General features: G+C 35.9%; 18 protein-coding genes and 2 tRNA genes. All 20 read left to right on the plus strand.

Annotated features, from left to right (window positions below; all coding sequences use genetic code 11):
* The first annotated feature begins 208 nt into the window (after positions 1-208).
* The 20 genes from BA6348_RS10970 to BA6348_RS11065 all read left to right on the plus strand — a co-directional run bounded on the left by BA6348_RS10970 (position 209) and on the right by BA6348_RS11065 (position 15,309).
* Positions 209-613, plus strand: coding sequence for a hypothetical protein (locus BA6348_RS10970; protein WP_129552189.1), 405 nt, complete (start codon positions 209-211; stop codon positions 611-613).
* 152 nt (positions 614-765) lie between these two features.
* A tRNA-Ile gene (locus BA6348_RS10975) sits at positions 766-842 on the plus strand.
* 44 nt (positions 843-886) lie between these two features.
* Positions 887-962 (plus strand) — tRNA-Val (locus BA6348_RS10980).
* A gap of 131 nt (positions 963-1,093) precedes the next feature.
* Entirely contained in the window at positions 1,094-2,014 is a 921-nt protein-coding gene (locus BA6348_RS10985; RefSeq protein ID WP_122953045.1) for a tyrosine-type recombinase/integrase, read from the plus strand.
* Positions 2,015-2,237: 223 nt separating this feature from the next.
* Positions 2,238-2,429: a hypothetical protein gene (locus tag BA6348_RS10990; RefSeq protein WP_122953043.1), complete on the plus strand. Its 192-nt coding sequence runs from the start codon at positions 2,238-2,240 to the stop codon at positions 2,427-2,429.
* A 13-nt stretch (positions 2,430-2,442) separates the two neighbouring features.
* Positions 2,443-2,712: a hypothetical protein gene (locus tag BA6348_RS10995; protein ID WP_122953042.1), complete on the plus strand. Its 270-nt coding sequence runs from the start codon at positions 2,443-2,445 to the stop codon at positions 2,710-2,712.
* A gap of 513 nt (positions 2,713-3,225) precedes the next feature.
* A complete protein-coding gene (locus BA6348_RS11000) occupies positions 3,226-3,510 on the plus strand; it encodes a hypothetical protein (RefSeq protein WP_129552190.1) in 285 nt (94 codons plus the stop codon).
* 1,507 nt (positions 3,511-5,017) lie between these two features.
* Positions 5,018-5,230, plus strand: a complete 213-nt coding sequence (locus BA6348_RS11005) for a BhlA/UviB family holin-like peptide (RefSeq protein ID WP_122953041.1) — start codon at positions 5,018-5,020, stop codon at positions 5,228-5,230.
* A 12-nt stretch (positions 5,231-5,242) separates the two neighbouring features.
* The gene (locus BA6348_RS11010; protein WP_122953040.1) at positions 5,243-5,665 is read left to right on the plus strand and encodes a hypothetical protein; all 423 of its coding nucleotides are present in this window, start codon (positions 5,243-5,245) and stop codon (positions 5,663-5,665) included.
* Positions 5,666-5,724: 59 nt separating this feature from the next.
* The gene (locus tag BA6348_RS11015) at positions 5,725-6,615 is read left to right on the plus strand and encodes an SU10 major capsid protein (RefSeq protein ID WP_122953039.1); all 891 of its coding nucleotides are present in this window, start codon (positions 5,725-5,727) and stop codon (positions 6,613-6,615) included.
* A 79-nt stretch (positions 6,616-6,694) separates the two neighbouring features.
* Positions 6,695-6,877 carry a helix-turn-helix domain-containing protein gene (locus tag BA6348_RS11020; protein ID WP_122953038.1) on the plus strand — a complete coding sequence of 61 codons (183 nt, stop codon included), beginning with the start codon at positions 6,695-6,697 and terminating at the stop codon, positions 6,875-6,877.
* Positions 6,878-6,994: 117 nt separating this feature from the next.
* Positions 6,995-7,810, plus strand: coding sequence for a hypothetical protein (locus BA6348_RS11025; protein WP_122953037.1), 816 nt, complete (start codon positions 6,995-6,997; stop codon positions 7,808-7,810).
* Between the two features lie 64 nt (positions 7,811-7,874).
* Entirely contained in the window at positions 7,875-8,066 is a 192-nt protein-coding gene (locus tag BA6348_RS11030; RefSeq protein ID WP_122953036.1) for a hypothetical protein, read from the plus strand.
* Positions 8,067-8,112: 46 nt separating this feature from the next.
* Entirely contained in the window at positions 8,113-9,579 is a 1,467-nt protein-coding gene (locus BA6348_RS11035; protein WP_122953035.1) for a TOTE conflict system archaeo-eukaryotic primase domain-containing protein, read from the plus strand.
* Between the two features lie 230 nt (positions 9,580-9,809).
* Positions 9,810-10,046 (plus strand): hypothetical protein, encoded by a 237-nt coding sequence (locus BA6348_RS11040; protein ID WP_122953034.1) that lies wholly within the window; start codon positions 9,810-9,812, stop codon positions 10,044-10,046.
* Complete coding sequence (locus tag BA6348_RS11045; RefSeq protein ID WP_122953033.1) at positions 10,043-10,432, plus strand: hypothetical protein; 390 nt, start codon at positions 10,043-10,045, stop codon at positions 10,430-10,432. Before BA6348_RS11040 ends, BA6348_RS11045 begins: the two co-directional genes overlap by 4 nt.
* 55 nt (positions 10,433-10,487) lie before the next feature.
* On the plus strand, positions 10,488-12,077 hold the full coding sequence (locus BA6348_RS11050) for a phage terminase large subunit family protein (protein ID WP_307723488.1): 1,590 nt from the start codon (positions 10,488-10,490) through the stop codon (positions 12,075-12,077).
* 12 nt (positions 12,078-12,089) lie between these two features.
* Positions 12,090-13,463 carry a phage portal protein gene (locus BA6348_RS11055; RefSeq protein WP_122953031.1) on the plus strand — a complete coding sequence of 458 codons (1,374 nt, stop codon included), beginning with the start codon at positions 12,090-12,092 and terminating at the stop codon, positions 13,461-13,463.
* Positions 13,464-13,981: 518 nt separating this feature from the next.
* Positions 13,982-14,251 (plus strand): hypothetical protein, encoded by a 270-nt coding sequence (locus BA6348_RS11060; RefSeq protein WP_122953030.1) that lies wholly within the window; start codon positions 13,982-13,984, stop codon positions 14,249-14,251.
* A gap of 26 nt (positions 14,252-14,277) precedes the next feature.
* The gene (locus tag BA6348_RS11065) at positions 14,278-15,309 is read left to right on the plus strand and encodes a copper amine oxidase N-terminal domain-containing protein (protein WP_122953029.1); all 1,032 of its coding nucleotides are present in this window, start codon (positions 14,278-14,280) and stop codon (positions 15,307-15,309) included.
* Positions 15,310-15,341: the final 32 nt, after the last annotated feature.

A 15,341-nucleotide genomic window follows, 5' to 3' on the forward strand; every position in this document is an offset into this window, starting at 1 on the left:
ACAGGTTTTTTGCGTTTTTTTCATTGCAGTTTTTTGTCTGTTAAGGTTTTCTCTTGTTAGGGTTTTCTTCTCTTAGGATTTTCGCCTGTGAGGCTTTTCCGTTTCGCAGGGGAAAAGGTGTTTGCAATGGATGAGCGAGAGCCATTTTTTCGTTGGTGCTGTTCCCATGTTCGGGGCGCCCGCCGTTTGAGTGAGCGGGGCCGGGAGTGTGGGGAGAGTAGCGGCGGGGGGATGGCTTTTTGTTTTGGGGTGGATGGGGCGGGGAGTGGTCATCCGGCGCTCTATTCGTCTGTTCGCCTGTTTAACTGTTCATTCGTTCATCCGTCGTTTACTCGGACTTGTTCCTGTTCTTTCTGGTGCATTGCTGATAGGAGTTGTGGGAGTTTCGATGAATGTTTCGACAAGGGCTTCAGCAAAGGCTTCAACAAAGGCCTCAACAAAAGCTTTAACAAAAAACCTCAATGAAAAACTTAATCGAAACCTTAACCTGAAAACCGAACCCCTAACCACCATCATCAGCGAAGAGACAATAGGGGCGGAAATATCTTTCGTAAAAACTTTTTCGTTCTCGGCGATTTTTATGCGAAGGAGTGTGTACAAGCTTGATTTTTAGGGGAGAAGAGCACGCTGAAAGGCTGATTTTACGCGGTTTTTCATGTGCTTTTGGTAAGAGTGAAAAAAATTACAAGAAATTATTCATTTCCTCTTGAAATCCATTTCAGGATGCTGTATAGTAATAAATGTGATCGACGTCCGGTGCGATTCGGGCCCTTAGCTCAGTTGGTCAGAGCGGTCGGCTCATAACCGATTGGTCGTAGGTTCGAGTCCTACAGGGCCCACCATTAAGCGAGTACATAAGATGTTTAAGATCACATACATATCCCATGATCCGGTAGCTCAGTTGGGAGAGCACCATCTTGACAGGGTGGGGGTCGCTGGTTCGAACCCAGTCCGGATCACCATAACAGATATATCAAGGGTTTGAGCGACTTTTTAACACTTTGAAAAATAAGTGGTCGCATACAAACACGCTTTCAAATAGGAAGCACACTTTCTTTCAGTATCAGAAAACTGGAAGGGAGTGTGCTTTTTCGTGTTATTAAAGTTTGCCATCAAAGATTTTAAGGACGATAGGGAATTTAAAAATCTGTCCCCTAAAACAATTGAATCGTACATGTCAGCCCTCAATGAATTTCAGGATTATTGTGGCAAACAGGAAATTGTTGATGTAAGTGATGTAACTCCGAACACAGTTAAGAATTATCTTATGTATTGCCAAAAGGAACGAAACAACAATGTTACAACCAGAAACAGTAAGTTGCATGTCCTCAAGATATTCTTCAACTATCTTGAAGAAATCGAAGTCATTACGCAGAAACAAAATCCAGCCAAAAAAATCGGCTATGGTAAAGAGGACATTAAGATTGAAGTGTTTCAGGATCGGCATATTCAACAAATGCTAGGTTATTACAGACGATTGAAGCAGCGTGAAAAATCATTCTTTGCTTATAGGGACTATACAATGATTGTGTTCCTCCTTGGGACAGGTGTTAGGTTAGGTGAAATGGTTAATCTGTCGTGGAATGAAGTCGATTTGAAAAATGGTACTATCATTGTCTTTGGAAAGAAACGTCAACAAAGTTCCATTCCGATTACGGAAAAGTTAATCAAAGAACTGTGTGAGTACAGGGTATATTGTGAGCAGACGTTTGGTGAAGTTCCTCAATATGTTTTTACTGATGTAGAAGGTAAAAAACTTACGGACAATGCAGTTAAATGTGTTTTTAAACGGTTGAAGGAAATCATGAATTTCCCTGATTGCCGCTTATCAGCTCATACCTTTAGACACACGTTTGCCCATCGGATGTTGATGAACGGTTGTGATGTTTTCACATTGCAAAAAATGCTTAGGCATTCGAATATTGCTATGACTCAAAGGTATTTGGCAATTTGGGGTGTTGCTTTGGCTTCTCAAAATGAAAAATTTAATCCTTTAAACTCCTTAGAGATATAAGGGGTGGGCAAGCAATGACTCCACTCCAAAAATCTGATATACAGTCGCTGATCGGAAAAAAGATCAAAGTGCTAATGGCTGGACGGTTTTATCAACGTGTATTGCATGAAGATAGCCAAGGACTACACATTAAATACGCCAATCATCGTGTACCTGTCAAACCCGACTTAAACACACTCCATATCCTGTATTTCACAGCCCTAAAGCCAAAGGGGGTGAAATAATGTCCTTAGCATTACGCCTTTGGCGTGATGACACTTTACATGAGGAATTACAGTCCATTACTTTACGTCATATTTCTTTGGCGAAAGAGTTTTCCGAGAAAGCCACGACAACTGAACGCCGCCAAGCAATCATGCAAGAAATTGAAGCATTGCGCCAAAAACGAAATGAAATCCTGAATCATCAAAACTAAGGGAGGATTCACCATGCAAAAAACTGAAACCAAAAAAGCGTACATTTGCTATTGCCCATCGCTTGAAGATTGGTTTGTAACAATTGACGAAGAGGAAGCAAAACAATATGAACATTATCTTGCGTCCATTGATGATCTGAAAGATGCAGTATGTTTGGGTGATAATCCAATTGACGGGATTATCAAAGTTGAAGAAGGGCTTTGCAAGTACGTCATTGATTATGATGAAGATGGGGAAATTGATTCGGCTGGTTATCAATTGATTCAGGAGGTAGCTGCGTAATGGATCAAGAAAAAGAAATCCAGATGTATGAAGAATGGTTGATGACGGATGAGTTTGAACGGTACGCTAAAGCAATGAATCAAGTATATAGACAAGCAGAATAGCACATTCAAAGGAGCGGTCAATCCGCTTCTTTTTCATTGTCAGGATAATAAATTTTTCCCCTTTCCCCTTGCCCACTCTAACCATACCCGCCCAACACGACATGTCAAAAATTTATTAATTACTGTGTGAAATTTTGAAATAGAATTGATGTTAAACACGTCACCAGACGCTCTATAAGCCCGATACAGCAATTTTTATATAAAGTAGGTATATTTTATCTAACCTAAATATAAAACGCCTTAAACGGCGATATAGACGGTCTGAGAGCGTTTGTACGAAATCACTATTAATACATTATTTATTATTTTTGTTTGTACGAAATGGGGTACAACAGGTATTATTACTTCCAACACATAAATATCGAACCTGATATTTATAAATTAGTTGATGTGCTAGTTAAATATTTATATGAATACAAAAAAAAGCAATTACAAAACAACATTATGGTCAAGTTTTGGTGATATTCTAGTTGAGAATCTAAAGAGAAATCTTCAAAGAAAATATGGTGAAAAGAATATACAGTGTGATGGTTGCGGTGAAAGAATTGAAGCTGTTTCAAATAGAAAGAAATATTGTAATGTTTGTTGGAGGGAAAAAGAAAGGCAATTAAAGAGGAAAAGTTGGCATAAAAATAAGAGTAAATATAAAAATACTAGAAGTTTAGAAAAAACCTTGCAAACCCTTGATACATAATGGATTTTCGAGCAACTAGTTTAATAAATAAAAATACAACATACCTGAAAAACGTTGATAAATCAACACTTGTGCAAAAGACCATTTAAAACAGGATGGTCTCTAAGGGAAACATAGAAACAATATTCAAAGTTTGCTCTAAAAGAATAAAGCCCACTGGCAAGAATCATAAAATGTGTCGCGAATGTTGGAATGAATATCGCAGAAAATATAAAACTGAGAAACAAAGAGAATATCGAAAAAAACAATCCTGTGGACACTTTTAAAATCGCTGTAACCCTTAATACATAAGGGATTCAGCGCTTGTTACTCAATTTTCTATTATGGATATAAAATAAAAATAACGACCGAACGAACATACTGAAAACACGGTATTTTTCAACAATCATTGATATATCAACATTTGTAGCACTTATTTCAAATTGTAGATAATCGTCTTTAAGGGAAGAGGTGAAAACTTTACCAATTAGAATGGTATTTATCAGAATAGGTAATACAGGAAAAAAATTAAATGTGAAGTCGTTTTTTGGTATTTATCAGAATAGGTAATACTGGGAAAAATCATAAGATGTGTCGTGATTGTTGGAAAGATCATCGAAGGAAATACAAAACAGAAAAGCAGCGAGAATATAGGAAAAAATAAATTTGTGGACACTTTTAAAAAACTTTGCAAACCCTTGATACATAAGGATTTTTTAACCTTTTGATAATATAAATTAAAAAATACATATACAAAAAACATTGATAAATTAAGGTTTCTTTAGCTATACCGTTAAAAACGGATGGTCTCTAAGGGAAGTAATGCAATCTAATCTACTGGAAAAAACCATAAGATGTGCCGTGAATGCTGGAAGAAAAACGAAAAAGAAATAAAAAGACGCGTATGGCATGAAAATAAGCAAAAATATAGACGCTAGAAGTTTTTAGTAGTGCCTTCTCTCCTACAGCCACATGGGTTTCAGCATTCCATATTGATTTTTCTATTATGGATAAAAAACAAAATTAAAATGACGAAAACGAACACAAATAATTTTTATAACATGATTCAAATATCCTTTATTTTCAAGGTTTTTCCTGTCTATTTGCTACATGGAAATAATCGTCTATAAGGGAACTAGACAAAATAAACATGTCCATAATGCTCAATGTATTGATTTATAAGGATAATTTAACATAGAGATAATCGCCTATAAGGGAACTAGCGAAAACGAACATACCTTATTTTTTTAATGCCTTGATATTACTGGACTTTTTGCTACTGAGTTAATCGTCTATAATAAACAAAAATATATCTAATCATTTAGAATGGTATTTATCAGAATAGGTAATATCTATGGAGTAAATTTCATTGATTGCCTACCAAGTGTAGACGATGAATGAAGGGCTACTCCCTTCCAATTTCAGTTTTCAATATATCTAATACTCTCCCCTTTTAAGAAGAGAAAGGTCATCCCCGATCTTTCTTTTTTTTATTAAAATTTTTTAACATTGAAAGGAGGTGATTTAATTGGATGCTAATGGCTTACCAATTGAGATGATAGTATCACAAGGCATCTTTGCAGTATTATTCGTCTGGCTTTTCTTAGATAGTCGTAAAGAATCGAAAGAAAGGGAAATTAGGTTGCTTGAACAAATTGACAAGCAAAACCAGGCACAGGACAGAATTGTTCAGGCAATTGAAGGTTTAGAAAAACAAGTAACTGCATTAACGAAACCATAAGGAGATGTTTGAATGGAAGAGAATCAAACTTTTACACAAGAGCAGGTAAATGAATTACTAGAACAAGAAAAATCCAAATGGGAGTCAGAAGTATTGAATCCGATTCAAACTGAATTGGCAAAGTATAAGCCAGCCGAGAAATCTGATGCTGAAAAGGCATTAGAACAAAAACAAGCCGAGTTGTGGCAAAAGGAAATTCAATTAACGCTTAAGTCAGAAGGCCTTGAAGCATTTGCCGATTTCTTTCAAGTCAAAGATACTGATGAACTTACTGCGAAGGTTAAGAAGCTAAAAGAAATAATTAACGGTATGAAGATTGATAATAGTTACAAACCTGATAATGGTCATAAAGTTTCCGATAGATACAGTCAACATGAAAAGAGTGGAAATGTCGTTGGAATGATCGAATCCAAATTGGCGAGTTTGTTCAAGTAGTCAACTAATGTATGGCTACTTTTCATTTTATTAAAAATATTTTAAGGAGATGATTTTTCATGTTCAAATCTAACAATCTAACTACAACTGAATCTATTTCTCTTTCCAAGGAAATCACAAAAATCGGTGTACAGGATACTCCTCTTGTATCTCTGTTGCTGGAAAAAGGACGTACTGAAAAAGCTAACGGAACCGTCCACACTTGGCGTGAACGTGTTCTCGATGACACCCAAGACATTTCTGTTCCAGAGGGCAACGAGAGTGTAACATTCTATCAAAGTGGTCGTGCTGAATTGTCTAACGTACTTGAGATTTTCCAAAAGGGTGTTAGCATCAGCGGGACAAGCAATGCCATTAACGTACAGGGACAAGGGAATATTTTCTCCGCTGAGGTTGCGGATCGCCTTACAGAGTTAAAGGTCAACCTTGAAAAAGCGGTAACTAAAGGTGTAAAAAATGACGGTTCTACTGCTCCTTTCATCCGTAAGATGCAAGGTCTTGAAGGTTGGGCTGATCCTGCAAATATGATTACTGGTGCAACAAGCGGTCAGATTACAGAAGATGAGGTAAAAGCAACGGTTAAAAAGCTTTGGGATCAAGGTCTGCCAACTGGAGAATACTTTGGATTGGTCAATGCTGACATGAAAGAACAGATTGATGCACTATACAAAGATAAATACAACTACATTGCTCAGCAAAATGTATTTGGTCTTGTCGTTGACACAATCCGAACAAATTACGGAAATCTAAATCTGATTCTTTCTCGTCATGCTTCTGCTGACAGGTTGACTGTATTTGATCCTAATTACCTTTCTCTTGCATTCCTTCGTGATGCTCGATTCGAGCCACTCGCCAAAGTTGGCGATTCAGTTCGTGGTCATGTTGTGGCTGAAGGAACATTGAAAGTTGCTTCTAAGAAAGCAGTTGCCGTTTACACACTTAAAGCATAATTTCATAGATACATAGATGGGGATAGGGCTTAATCGCTCTATCCTCTTTTCAAATCATTTTTGGGAGGAAATGATTAACATGACAGAAAGAGAACAATGGATGCTCAAACGTAAACAGAAACGCATCCGATTGATTCAGATTGCCAAATATATTGGCTGCTCAATCAGTTTATTAAGCCGTTGGGAATGTAACACATGTGAGATTTCAAAAAATAAATTAGACAAATACAAACAATTTATTGAGATATACAAATCAGATTAATGGAGGTGTAATATGCACGACACAACATAACGCTTTCTCCCTATGCTGAATGTCTAGGGAGGAAGCACAGCAATAATATTAGTAGGAAGCGTCTATGTTTAATCGGCATAGTCGCATATGAAACAAGAATTAAAACAGAAGTATCCAATTTGGTGTGCTGATCAAGAGTTTGGGAAGTTTGATACCGTCCTAGGTGACGATATTGATACCTTGCTAGGATGTTCCCTGCTTAAAGCTATCAAAGGATACAATATCAATTGGTTTTATGATTTTCACGATATGTTTGGCATCAATTTAACCAATTGTAAAGAGCCAATAGGCGTAGATATGGCATTGGTTAAGCATAAATGTTGGGATAATCATTTAACGATGATGAGCGCAAGCGACTACTTTAATCCGCAATCAGCAAACATAAATAACATTAAAAAGAATCATCGTGGACATTATGGTAATAAATATGCTGGTTCAACATTACTTCAAATTTGGTCTTACTATGACATACCGCTTCCACAATCAGACCGTGGTAAAGCAATATTACTTGCGGTGGATGTTGCTTTTAAAGGCCATTATAGTAAACGATTCAATTACATACATAATCATTATCTGAGAGAACTAGGTTTTGAAGAATTAATTGACGTACTTAATCGTCATACTATGGATGAGATGTATAAAGTCATCTATGCGTATAATCTGCATGGGAAAATTAGAATCAATGGAAATGGAAAGCTTCAAACCAACATTAACCTTGCCGAGCTGCAAGGTTTTTTTGATTTCGACATATCTTTGCCTACAGATGAATTTCAACATGTTAGAGCATATAAGCGCAAAGGTGAAGATATCGTTGGTAAAAAGACGTATGACATGGATAAGATATTTTCATTTGCTTTGACATCACAAGATCATGTGTCATTTACTGAGAAGATAATTTTATAAAAGCTATCTTAATGGGGTGTACCAATGGTGCATCCCTTCATTTATTAAACAGGGGGATTCAACAATGAAATCATTTTTCTTCTGCTATAACGGTTCAGTTGCAAGCTATTTAAAACACATTAAAGGTATTCCATTTATTACACAGGCAATCAGCCCAAAGGATGGTCAACATTTTTGGCTATTTGAACAGACGGAAGAATTGTCTCAAGGGTTAAGGGATTATAAGGCAATGAGAGAGCAACAAAAACAAGCGTAGTCAACGTGGCTACATTCTTTCGTTTAAGACCAAGGGAGATGAGACATTGACAATTGACCAAAAAATAATCATTAACAAACTGAATGACTTATATTTTATTCAACGGAAGCATTATCTAATCCAATATAAAGAGCCAATTGGATATCGGCAATATACAGCAGGACACATTAACAGTAAAGGTAAAAAGGTAAAACCGCTTCAAGATTGGCAATTTGAAAAACATCTTGAAGGTGAATATACAATTGGAACTTTTGCAAAGTTTTTCAGTAAGTTTATGACGTTTGATGTAGATTTTCAAGATAAACAAATGGCAAAATGGATTACATACAATGTCGCCAATACACTAAATGGATTAGGAATTAAACACTACATAAGTTATAGCGGTAACAAGGGCTATCATATTGATTTATTCTTTGAGGATTTAATCCGAGTCGATTACGCCGAGAAGTTTTTCCAATACGCCATATCTCAATCAGATATAGAACAATACTTTGACGAAGCAAATAAAGTAGAATTTCGGGTAACGGATAAATTAGGCGTTAAAATACCGCTTGGCATACACCAAAGAACAGGTAACTTTTGCGGATTCTGTTTGATTGAAGATGGTTTAAGGGTAATGGATGCACAAGAAAGCCAAGAATACCTATTATCCATTGAAAAAATGAAATCTGAAACAATCATTGATATCATTGGTGAAAGTGGCGAAAAAATCAAGAAGAAAACCATAATCCAGACAGAGGATGCACTTGCACAACATAAACCATTACCAAGTTATGAACCAAATGAAGATTATTCGATTGATCGGGCAATTAACTTGTTACACAATGGATTACAGATACAAGGAAGCCGTAACAATTCAATATTCCTAGTCGGATTGTATTTTAAGTACATGGGACTTGAGCAGGAACAAACGATTGTAGAATTGTATAAATGGATGGAATTGCAGAATCCAGATACATATACAACCAAGCTGGAAGAGTGTTACAAAGAAATTGACCGCACAGTAAAAAATATGTATGAGAAAAATTACAATTTGACAGCCAATGTTAAAGATTTAACTGTAACCTACACTGAAATCAAATGGATAATCGAACATTGTCCAGAGAAGAATCAGAAGCTAATTGCATACGCTATGTTGATACACTCTAAACGCTTTGCTAATGCACAAGGCGTTTTTTATATGACGTTTAAGGATATTGAGAAGGTTACTGGATTGTATGACCAAGCGGTACAGCGACAAGTAAATAAACTAATTGAACTTGGAGTCATTGAAGTAGTTGAACGTAACAGGAAACAAAAAGGAAAAGGATTACAGAAAAAGTTGCCAAATTTATATCGAATGAACATCGTGTGGCAGAATTCTGCCGAACGTAATGACAATCCAAGTTTGGATTTTGAGAATTATATACCAAATAAGCAAAATGATTTTTCTGATTGTCTGAAATTCTATTTCACTGATAAGGAATTGAAGAAGATATTACCTAGACGACAATATGAAAGTTTAGTTGGTTAAAATTATTAGTTGGAATTTATGACATGTTCAACTAATTGTATGCTCATTCCCTGAAAGCAAAAATCCTCCCCAAAAAGATTGCTAAAATAATAAATAATGTATTAATAGTGATTTCGTACATACATATTTAATATCCAATAGGAATACTGGGAATTGAGTTATTCATGGTGGCTATTTATCAAGGTAGTCACCTTTTCTATTTTAAAACAAAACTAAGGAGGATTTTCTCTATGGATAATAAACACTTGAAGGAATTGGACGAGATATTAGATAGCTTAAAGGAAACGAACCGTAAACTTACAGCAATGGCTGAAAAGTACGGAATCAAATATGATCCCAATATTGATGTAAATGCAACATTAACGCGATTAATGGAGAAATACGGGATTGAATACGATCCTAATTATGATGTTAGAGCTGCTTTAGAAAGAATGCTGGAAAAGTATCAAGGTGGTGACACACAATGAACATATATGATGTAATTGCCAAGTTACCGTTTCCGAAGCAACAATACATAAAGTATCGGTTTAACCTTTGGTATGACACAAACAAGACCATGACCGAGGAAGAGTTTTTGAAAACCGTAAACAAAAAGACGATGAACAGTTTCCATAAATGGGAGCGTACTGACGAATTTAAAAATATAGCCAGCATGGTATTGGCGACAAAAACCGCACAGGATTTAATTGACATGTACGAAGCCGTAAGGGATAAAGCGGTTAAAGGTGATGAAAAAGCGGTTAAGTTGTTGCTTACTCTCCAGAAAGAAATTGAACATCATAAACAACAAGCTTTAAAAGCGTTTGGAAATATTGTTGAACAAGAGGAAGAAGATGACGATTTAGAACTGTAGTGGGGTGTCTAATATGGCACTCCCTTTATTGTTTTACCTGAAAGGATGTGAAACGGTGGCTGCACTAACTAAAAAACAAAAACTTGAAAAGATAATGGGTTCATTTGAACTGTTTGCCAAGAATTTCATTTATATTACAGACACAAAAAACCAGAAAGTAAAGTTTAACCTAAACTCAGCACAAATTGAATTGGATGAGTTAATAGAGAATAATCGTTTTGTTGTGGTGAATAAAGCGAGAAAAGCGGGCGTATCTACATACATGCTCGCAGCGGCACTTTGGCGTTGTTGCACAAGGGAGAACGAGAGTATTTTGATTGTTTCGTATAAAACAGATTCGTCTAAATATTTATTTGAGACACTGAAAAAGATGAACATGTGGCTACCAAGAGATCAATACCCTGACTTATTTCCCGAAACAAAAAGGGATTCGAGAGATGAATTATTATTTGAAAATGGTAGCCGAGTTGTTTGTGCAGTGGCAGGCAACAAAGAAATTGCTAGGGGCTTTAGTCCGACATGGACACACCTTTCAGAATTTGCCCATTATGCCAATCAAGAGAAACAGTTACTATCCGTTGAACAGGCATTGATTGACAATGGAAAACTGACCATAGAAACGACAAGTAATGGGACAAACAACCATTATTATAAGTTGTTTATGTCTGCCTACAAGGGCAACTCAAAGTATAAACCTTATTTCATACCGTTCTATCATGAATTATATAAAGAACAGAATCGCAATCAACATGACGAAGCGGAAGAATGGTTTAAGGCAAACAATAAAGGGAATCGGCTCAGAGAAAAGGATTTAGAGCCAGATGAGAAGATCCTATTTGAAAAAGGTGCTAATTTACGTTTCCTGATGTGGCGTAGATATAAATTGCTTGATATGACTTTGCAGGAGTTTTATCAGGAGTATCCTAGCAATCCAATGGAATCATTTATTTCTACGGGTCAAAGTGTTTTCGACCAATCCAAAGTGTTAGAACGTCTGAATTACATTTTAGAGCCACTTTCAACGAATGAAGTATATAGCCAGTTACCAGACGTTTTAAAGCTATATATAAACAGAGGATTGTACATCTACAAATTGCCTAAAAAGGGAATCAAAATGTTTGGTGGAGTGGATACTGCCAGTGGATCAGGTGGCGACTATTCAACAGTAACCATTTTTGATAATGAAGGCGAACAGGTGCTGAGTTTTTATCATAACAAAGTACCTGTTTATCTTTTTGCTGAAATAGTGGATACAATCGGGAAATGGTGTAACTATGCTTACCTTGCTATCGAAAGGAATAACCTGGGTCTACCATTAATTGAACGTCTACGGAAAGATTATGAATACATGAACCTTTTGAAGCAGAAAGTATTCGATCAGAAAGGCAAAAAGAAGCTTCAATTGGGCTGGACAACAACGAATACTTCTAAATCAATCATGATTAGTGACTTTAAAGAACAATTTGAAAGGGGTTTTATTAATCTCCACTGTAAAGAAACCCTTCAACAGATGCAGATATTCCAAGAAGTAGACGGAAAAATGAACAATAAAAAAGGTGAAGGTAATCACGACGATTTGATCGTGGCGGCTGCGCTTGCGTGCCAAGCGATGAAACAAAATAAATATTATGTTGATATTGCGTAAGGAGGTCAGTAAATGAGTATTCAACAATACGTTTTAGAAAAATTTGACGGGAATCTAGAATGGTTTGTGGAGGAATGCAAAAAGGTATATCATCAACAACGTGTCAATCATGTACTTGACTTACGAGAATATCTGAACGGCAAACATAAAATCTTGAATCGGAGTGTAGAAGTATGGAACGGAAAAGAATACTACCCTAGAACCATTGTTCTAAATCTGGCAAAAAATATACTAAACTTTGAATCAACATACTTGTTAGGTAACCCGATCACTATTTCCGGCAAAGATGCAACAGTTAAGAAGTTTAAGAAGGTGTGGCGGAAAGGTAACTATGATAGGGTAACGAAAAAGATTCTGGACAATGTGATTAAATATGGGATGTGTTGGGAAGTTTGCTATCTGGATGAAAATAAGGATATTCAGAGCTATATCGTAAAGCCGGAGGATGGATATGAAGTCATTTCGCCGGATAATAAATATATTGGATTCATTGAACATTATGTAGTTGATGGATGCTCTTACTACAATGTGTTTTATGAAGATCGGATTGAGAAATGGGACGATGTAGGTGGACAATTAAGGAAGGTTGCAGAGTTTACGAATATTAGTGGCCTTCCAATCAGGTATAAGAATGACCAGAACGAATTGGACGAGAATAGTGGGCGCAGCAGTTTAGAGGATATTATTCCATTAATTGATCAGCTAGAAGATGTATTATCTAAATTTTCTGATTCATTTTACAAACACCACAATCCACTAATGATTATATCAGGCCAGATCCTAAAAGGGGATGGGTTTAATCCGCATTTGGTCGGTAATGCGTTGAATTTAGATGACGGTTCTACGGCAGATATGATATCCAATAAACTGGATCACATGAGTTTCAAAGAGATATACGGGACGATATATCAAGCCCTTTTGACAATTTCTAATACACCTGGCATTGCTATGTCATCAGTTGAGTTGAGCAATATCTCAGAAACGTCCTTACTTCTACTCTATTCTGTAGCGGATGTACGTGGTGCATTAAATGAATCATGGCTTAAAGAAGGGTTAATGGAAAGGTTAAAGGTGTTTAAGAAGTTAATGGAGTTAAAAGGAATTGCGGTTAATCAAGATGATTTCGATGAATTAGAGTTAATATTCCAATATGCTCGTCCTAAGAATAGAACTGAAATTGTTGATAACATCGTTAAGCTGCGTAGTATTAATATGCTTAGTTTGGAAACAGCCGTTGAGCAGAACCCATATACGTCAAATAAGGCACAAGAGATGGATCGACTTAGAGAAGAACAGATGGAAAATAATATGGGAAATAAAAAAGATAAAGATGATAAGAAATCTGATGATTTAGGAAATAAAGATGGGCAACAAATGCAAGAATGATAAGGGATTGAGTAGAAAGGGATAATGTCCACTCGCCCACACATGTTATACTAATCGTTTCATCTGATGAAACAATAAAAATAAATAGCAGGGAACGTGATTTTTTTAAATTTTTGCGTTCCTTCTGCTGCCTTTTGTTGTTTGATCCAGTTTGACAGCTTATTTGTTAATATGTTGACCACTAACTCATAGAGATTGTGGTCTATTTTTTGCCTGTTTTGTGGTCAGGTGTTGATAACTAACATTATCAACGGTTTTAATCTGGGGAATGTTCGGGAATAGACGTGATAAAATCAAGTTTTCATTGGGATTGTTCGATACCCCTAAGTGGAAAAAGGGCGGCCTAGCATATCATTTTACACACACTTTAAGCGAATAATATTCTGGCCATTCACCAATCACTGGTGAGCGTTTTTCTTTTCCCATGACCACATACTAGAATTTTTCGACAAATTGATCAAGAAGCCCTAATTGTATGGTAAAATCCTCCTATAATTTCTATAAGGAGGGTTTTATTCATGTCGGAACAGTATCAAAATGGTAAAGCAAAAGCGGTTAAAACAGTCGCTAATATTCAAGTTGTAGTTGGTATCATTGCCGGAATAGTAGCAGGTAATATCACAAGGGATTTTAGTTGGAGTATTGCAATTTATGTATGGGTTGCTTCAATTTTTTCGACAATAATTCTGCATGGCTTCGCTGAAGTTATTGAACTTTTATCTGATATCTATAAGAAGATAAATATTTTAGAAGAAATCAAAAATAAGATTAACAAACCAGTTGCTTAGTGCCATATGCATATGGAGGATAATCTATGAGACATAGCCGACTTATTAAATGTTTCTTCGTCCTTACTTTGCTGTTGAGTGTATTAGGATTTGAAAAAGTCGGATCAGCAGAAGATTACCCACCTGTTACAGTCAAGATAAATGATAAAGCAATACAAGGACAAAATGGAATAGTAGATGGTGGTACCATATTTATTCCAGCAAAAGCTGTCTTTGAGAATTTAGATATTAAAGTCGAATGGGATCAATCAACAAGCACCCTAAAAGGTTATCAGTTTGACACTATTAGAATTGAGATTAGCCCGAATAAAGATTTAGGAAAACTAGATGGAAAACCTTTCTTAATGGATTTTCCACCCAAGGTTGTCAATGGTACGCTTATGGTTCCTTCATCACTTATTACCCAGTTATTTAATTACGAGGTTAAGTTTGAGCCAATTGCAAATATCGTAAAAATAGATAAAACACAACTGATAGCAGTTGATCCTTATGCCAGTTATAACAAGATGAAAAAGGAATTAGAGCAAAAATATAATCTGACTAACAACGGTAATAATGTCGTAAATAATCAAGAGAGCGAAAAATTAAAGCAGTTTAAGAATGCGATAAAAGATTACATGGGCAGAACAATATGGACTAGAACCACTCTCATGAAAGATGCAGATGGTAAATATGTAGATGTTGAAAAATTTGCACCCATGTGGATATTAGAAATCAAAGAAGATACTTTTTTTACCTTGAAACTTAAATCAGGTGACATGATTTATTATCTGACAGCATATGATGAATACAGTGTACATTTTGGATTTTTACTATCCAATCCGTATACAACGTACAAATGGTCAAATAAGGTATGGGATCACATTAAAAAGAATTCTGTATTTGTTGGAATGAATGAAGATATGGTTTGGCTATCATGGGGACTTCCAACAAGAAAAAATGTCTCTAAATATGCTTGGGGAACAGAAGAACAATGGGTTTATGATCTAAAATCTCAAGGAACAAAGTATTTGTACTTTAAGAATGGCATATTAACGTCAATTCAAACATCAGAATAATGATCAATACTCCTAGTCAACGGCTAGGAGTG

Origin of the sequence: Brevibacillus agri (assembly GCF_004117055.1) — a bacterium.
GTDB lineage: Bacteria > Bacillota > Bacilli > Brevibacillales > Brevibacillaceae > Brevibacillus > Brevibacillus agri.

Coding starts and splice junctions, on each gene's coding strand:
- BA6348_RS10990 (WP_122953043.1), top strand. CDS start 2,238: ATGTCCTTAGCATTACGCCTTTGGCGTGATGACACTTTACATGAGGAA.
- BA6348_RS10995 (WP_122953042.1), top strand. CDS start 2,443: ATGCAAAAAACTGAAACCAAAAAAGCGTACATTTGCTATTGCCCATCG.
- BA6348_RS11000 (WP_129552190.1), top strand. CDS start 3,226: ATGAATACAAAAAAAAGCAATTACAAAACAACATTATGGTCAAGTTTT.
- BA6348_RS11010 (WP_122953040.1), top strand. CDS start 5,243: ATGGAAGAGAATCAAACTTTTACACAAGAGCAGGTAAATGAATTACTA.
- BA6348_RS11015 (WP_122953039.1), top strand. CDS start 5,725: ATGTTCAAATCTAACAATCTAACTACAACTGAATCTATTTCTCTTTCC.
- BA6348_RS11020 (WP_122953038.1), top strand. CDS start 6,695: ATGACAGAAAGAGAACAATGGATGCTCAAACGTAAACAGAAACGCATC.
- BA6348_RS11025 (WP_122953037.1), top strand. CDS start 6,995: ATGAAACAAGAATTAAAACAGAAGTATCCAATTTGGTGTGCTGATCAA.
- BA6348_RS11030 (WP_122953036.1), top strand. CDS start 7,875: ATGAAATCATTTTTCTTCTGCTATAACGGTTCAGTTGCAAGCTATTTA.
- BA6348_RS11040 (WP_122953034.1), top strand. CDS start 9,810: ATGGATAATAAACACTTGAAGGAATTGGACGAGATATTAGATAGCTTA.
- BA6348_RS11045 (WP_122953033.1), top strand. CDS start 10,043: ATGAACATATATGATGTAATTGCCAAGTTACCGTTTCCGAAGCAACAA.
- BA6348_RS11055 (WP_122953031.1), top strand. CDS start 12,090: ATGAGTATTCAACAATACGTTTTAGAAAAATTTGACGGGAATCTAGAA.
- BA6348_RS11060 (WP_122953030.1), top strand. CDS start 13,982: ATGTCGGAACAGTATCAAAATGGTAAAGCAAAAGCGGTTAAAACAGTC.
- BA6348_RS11065 (WP_122953029.1), top strand. CDS start 14,278: ATGAGACATAGCCGACTTATTAAATGTTTCTTCGTCCTTACTTTGCTG.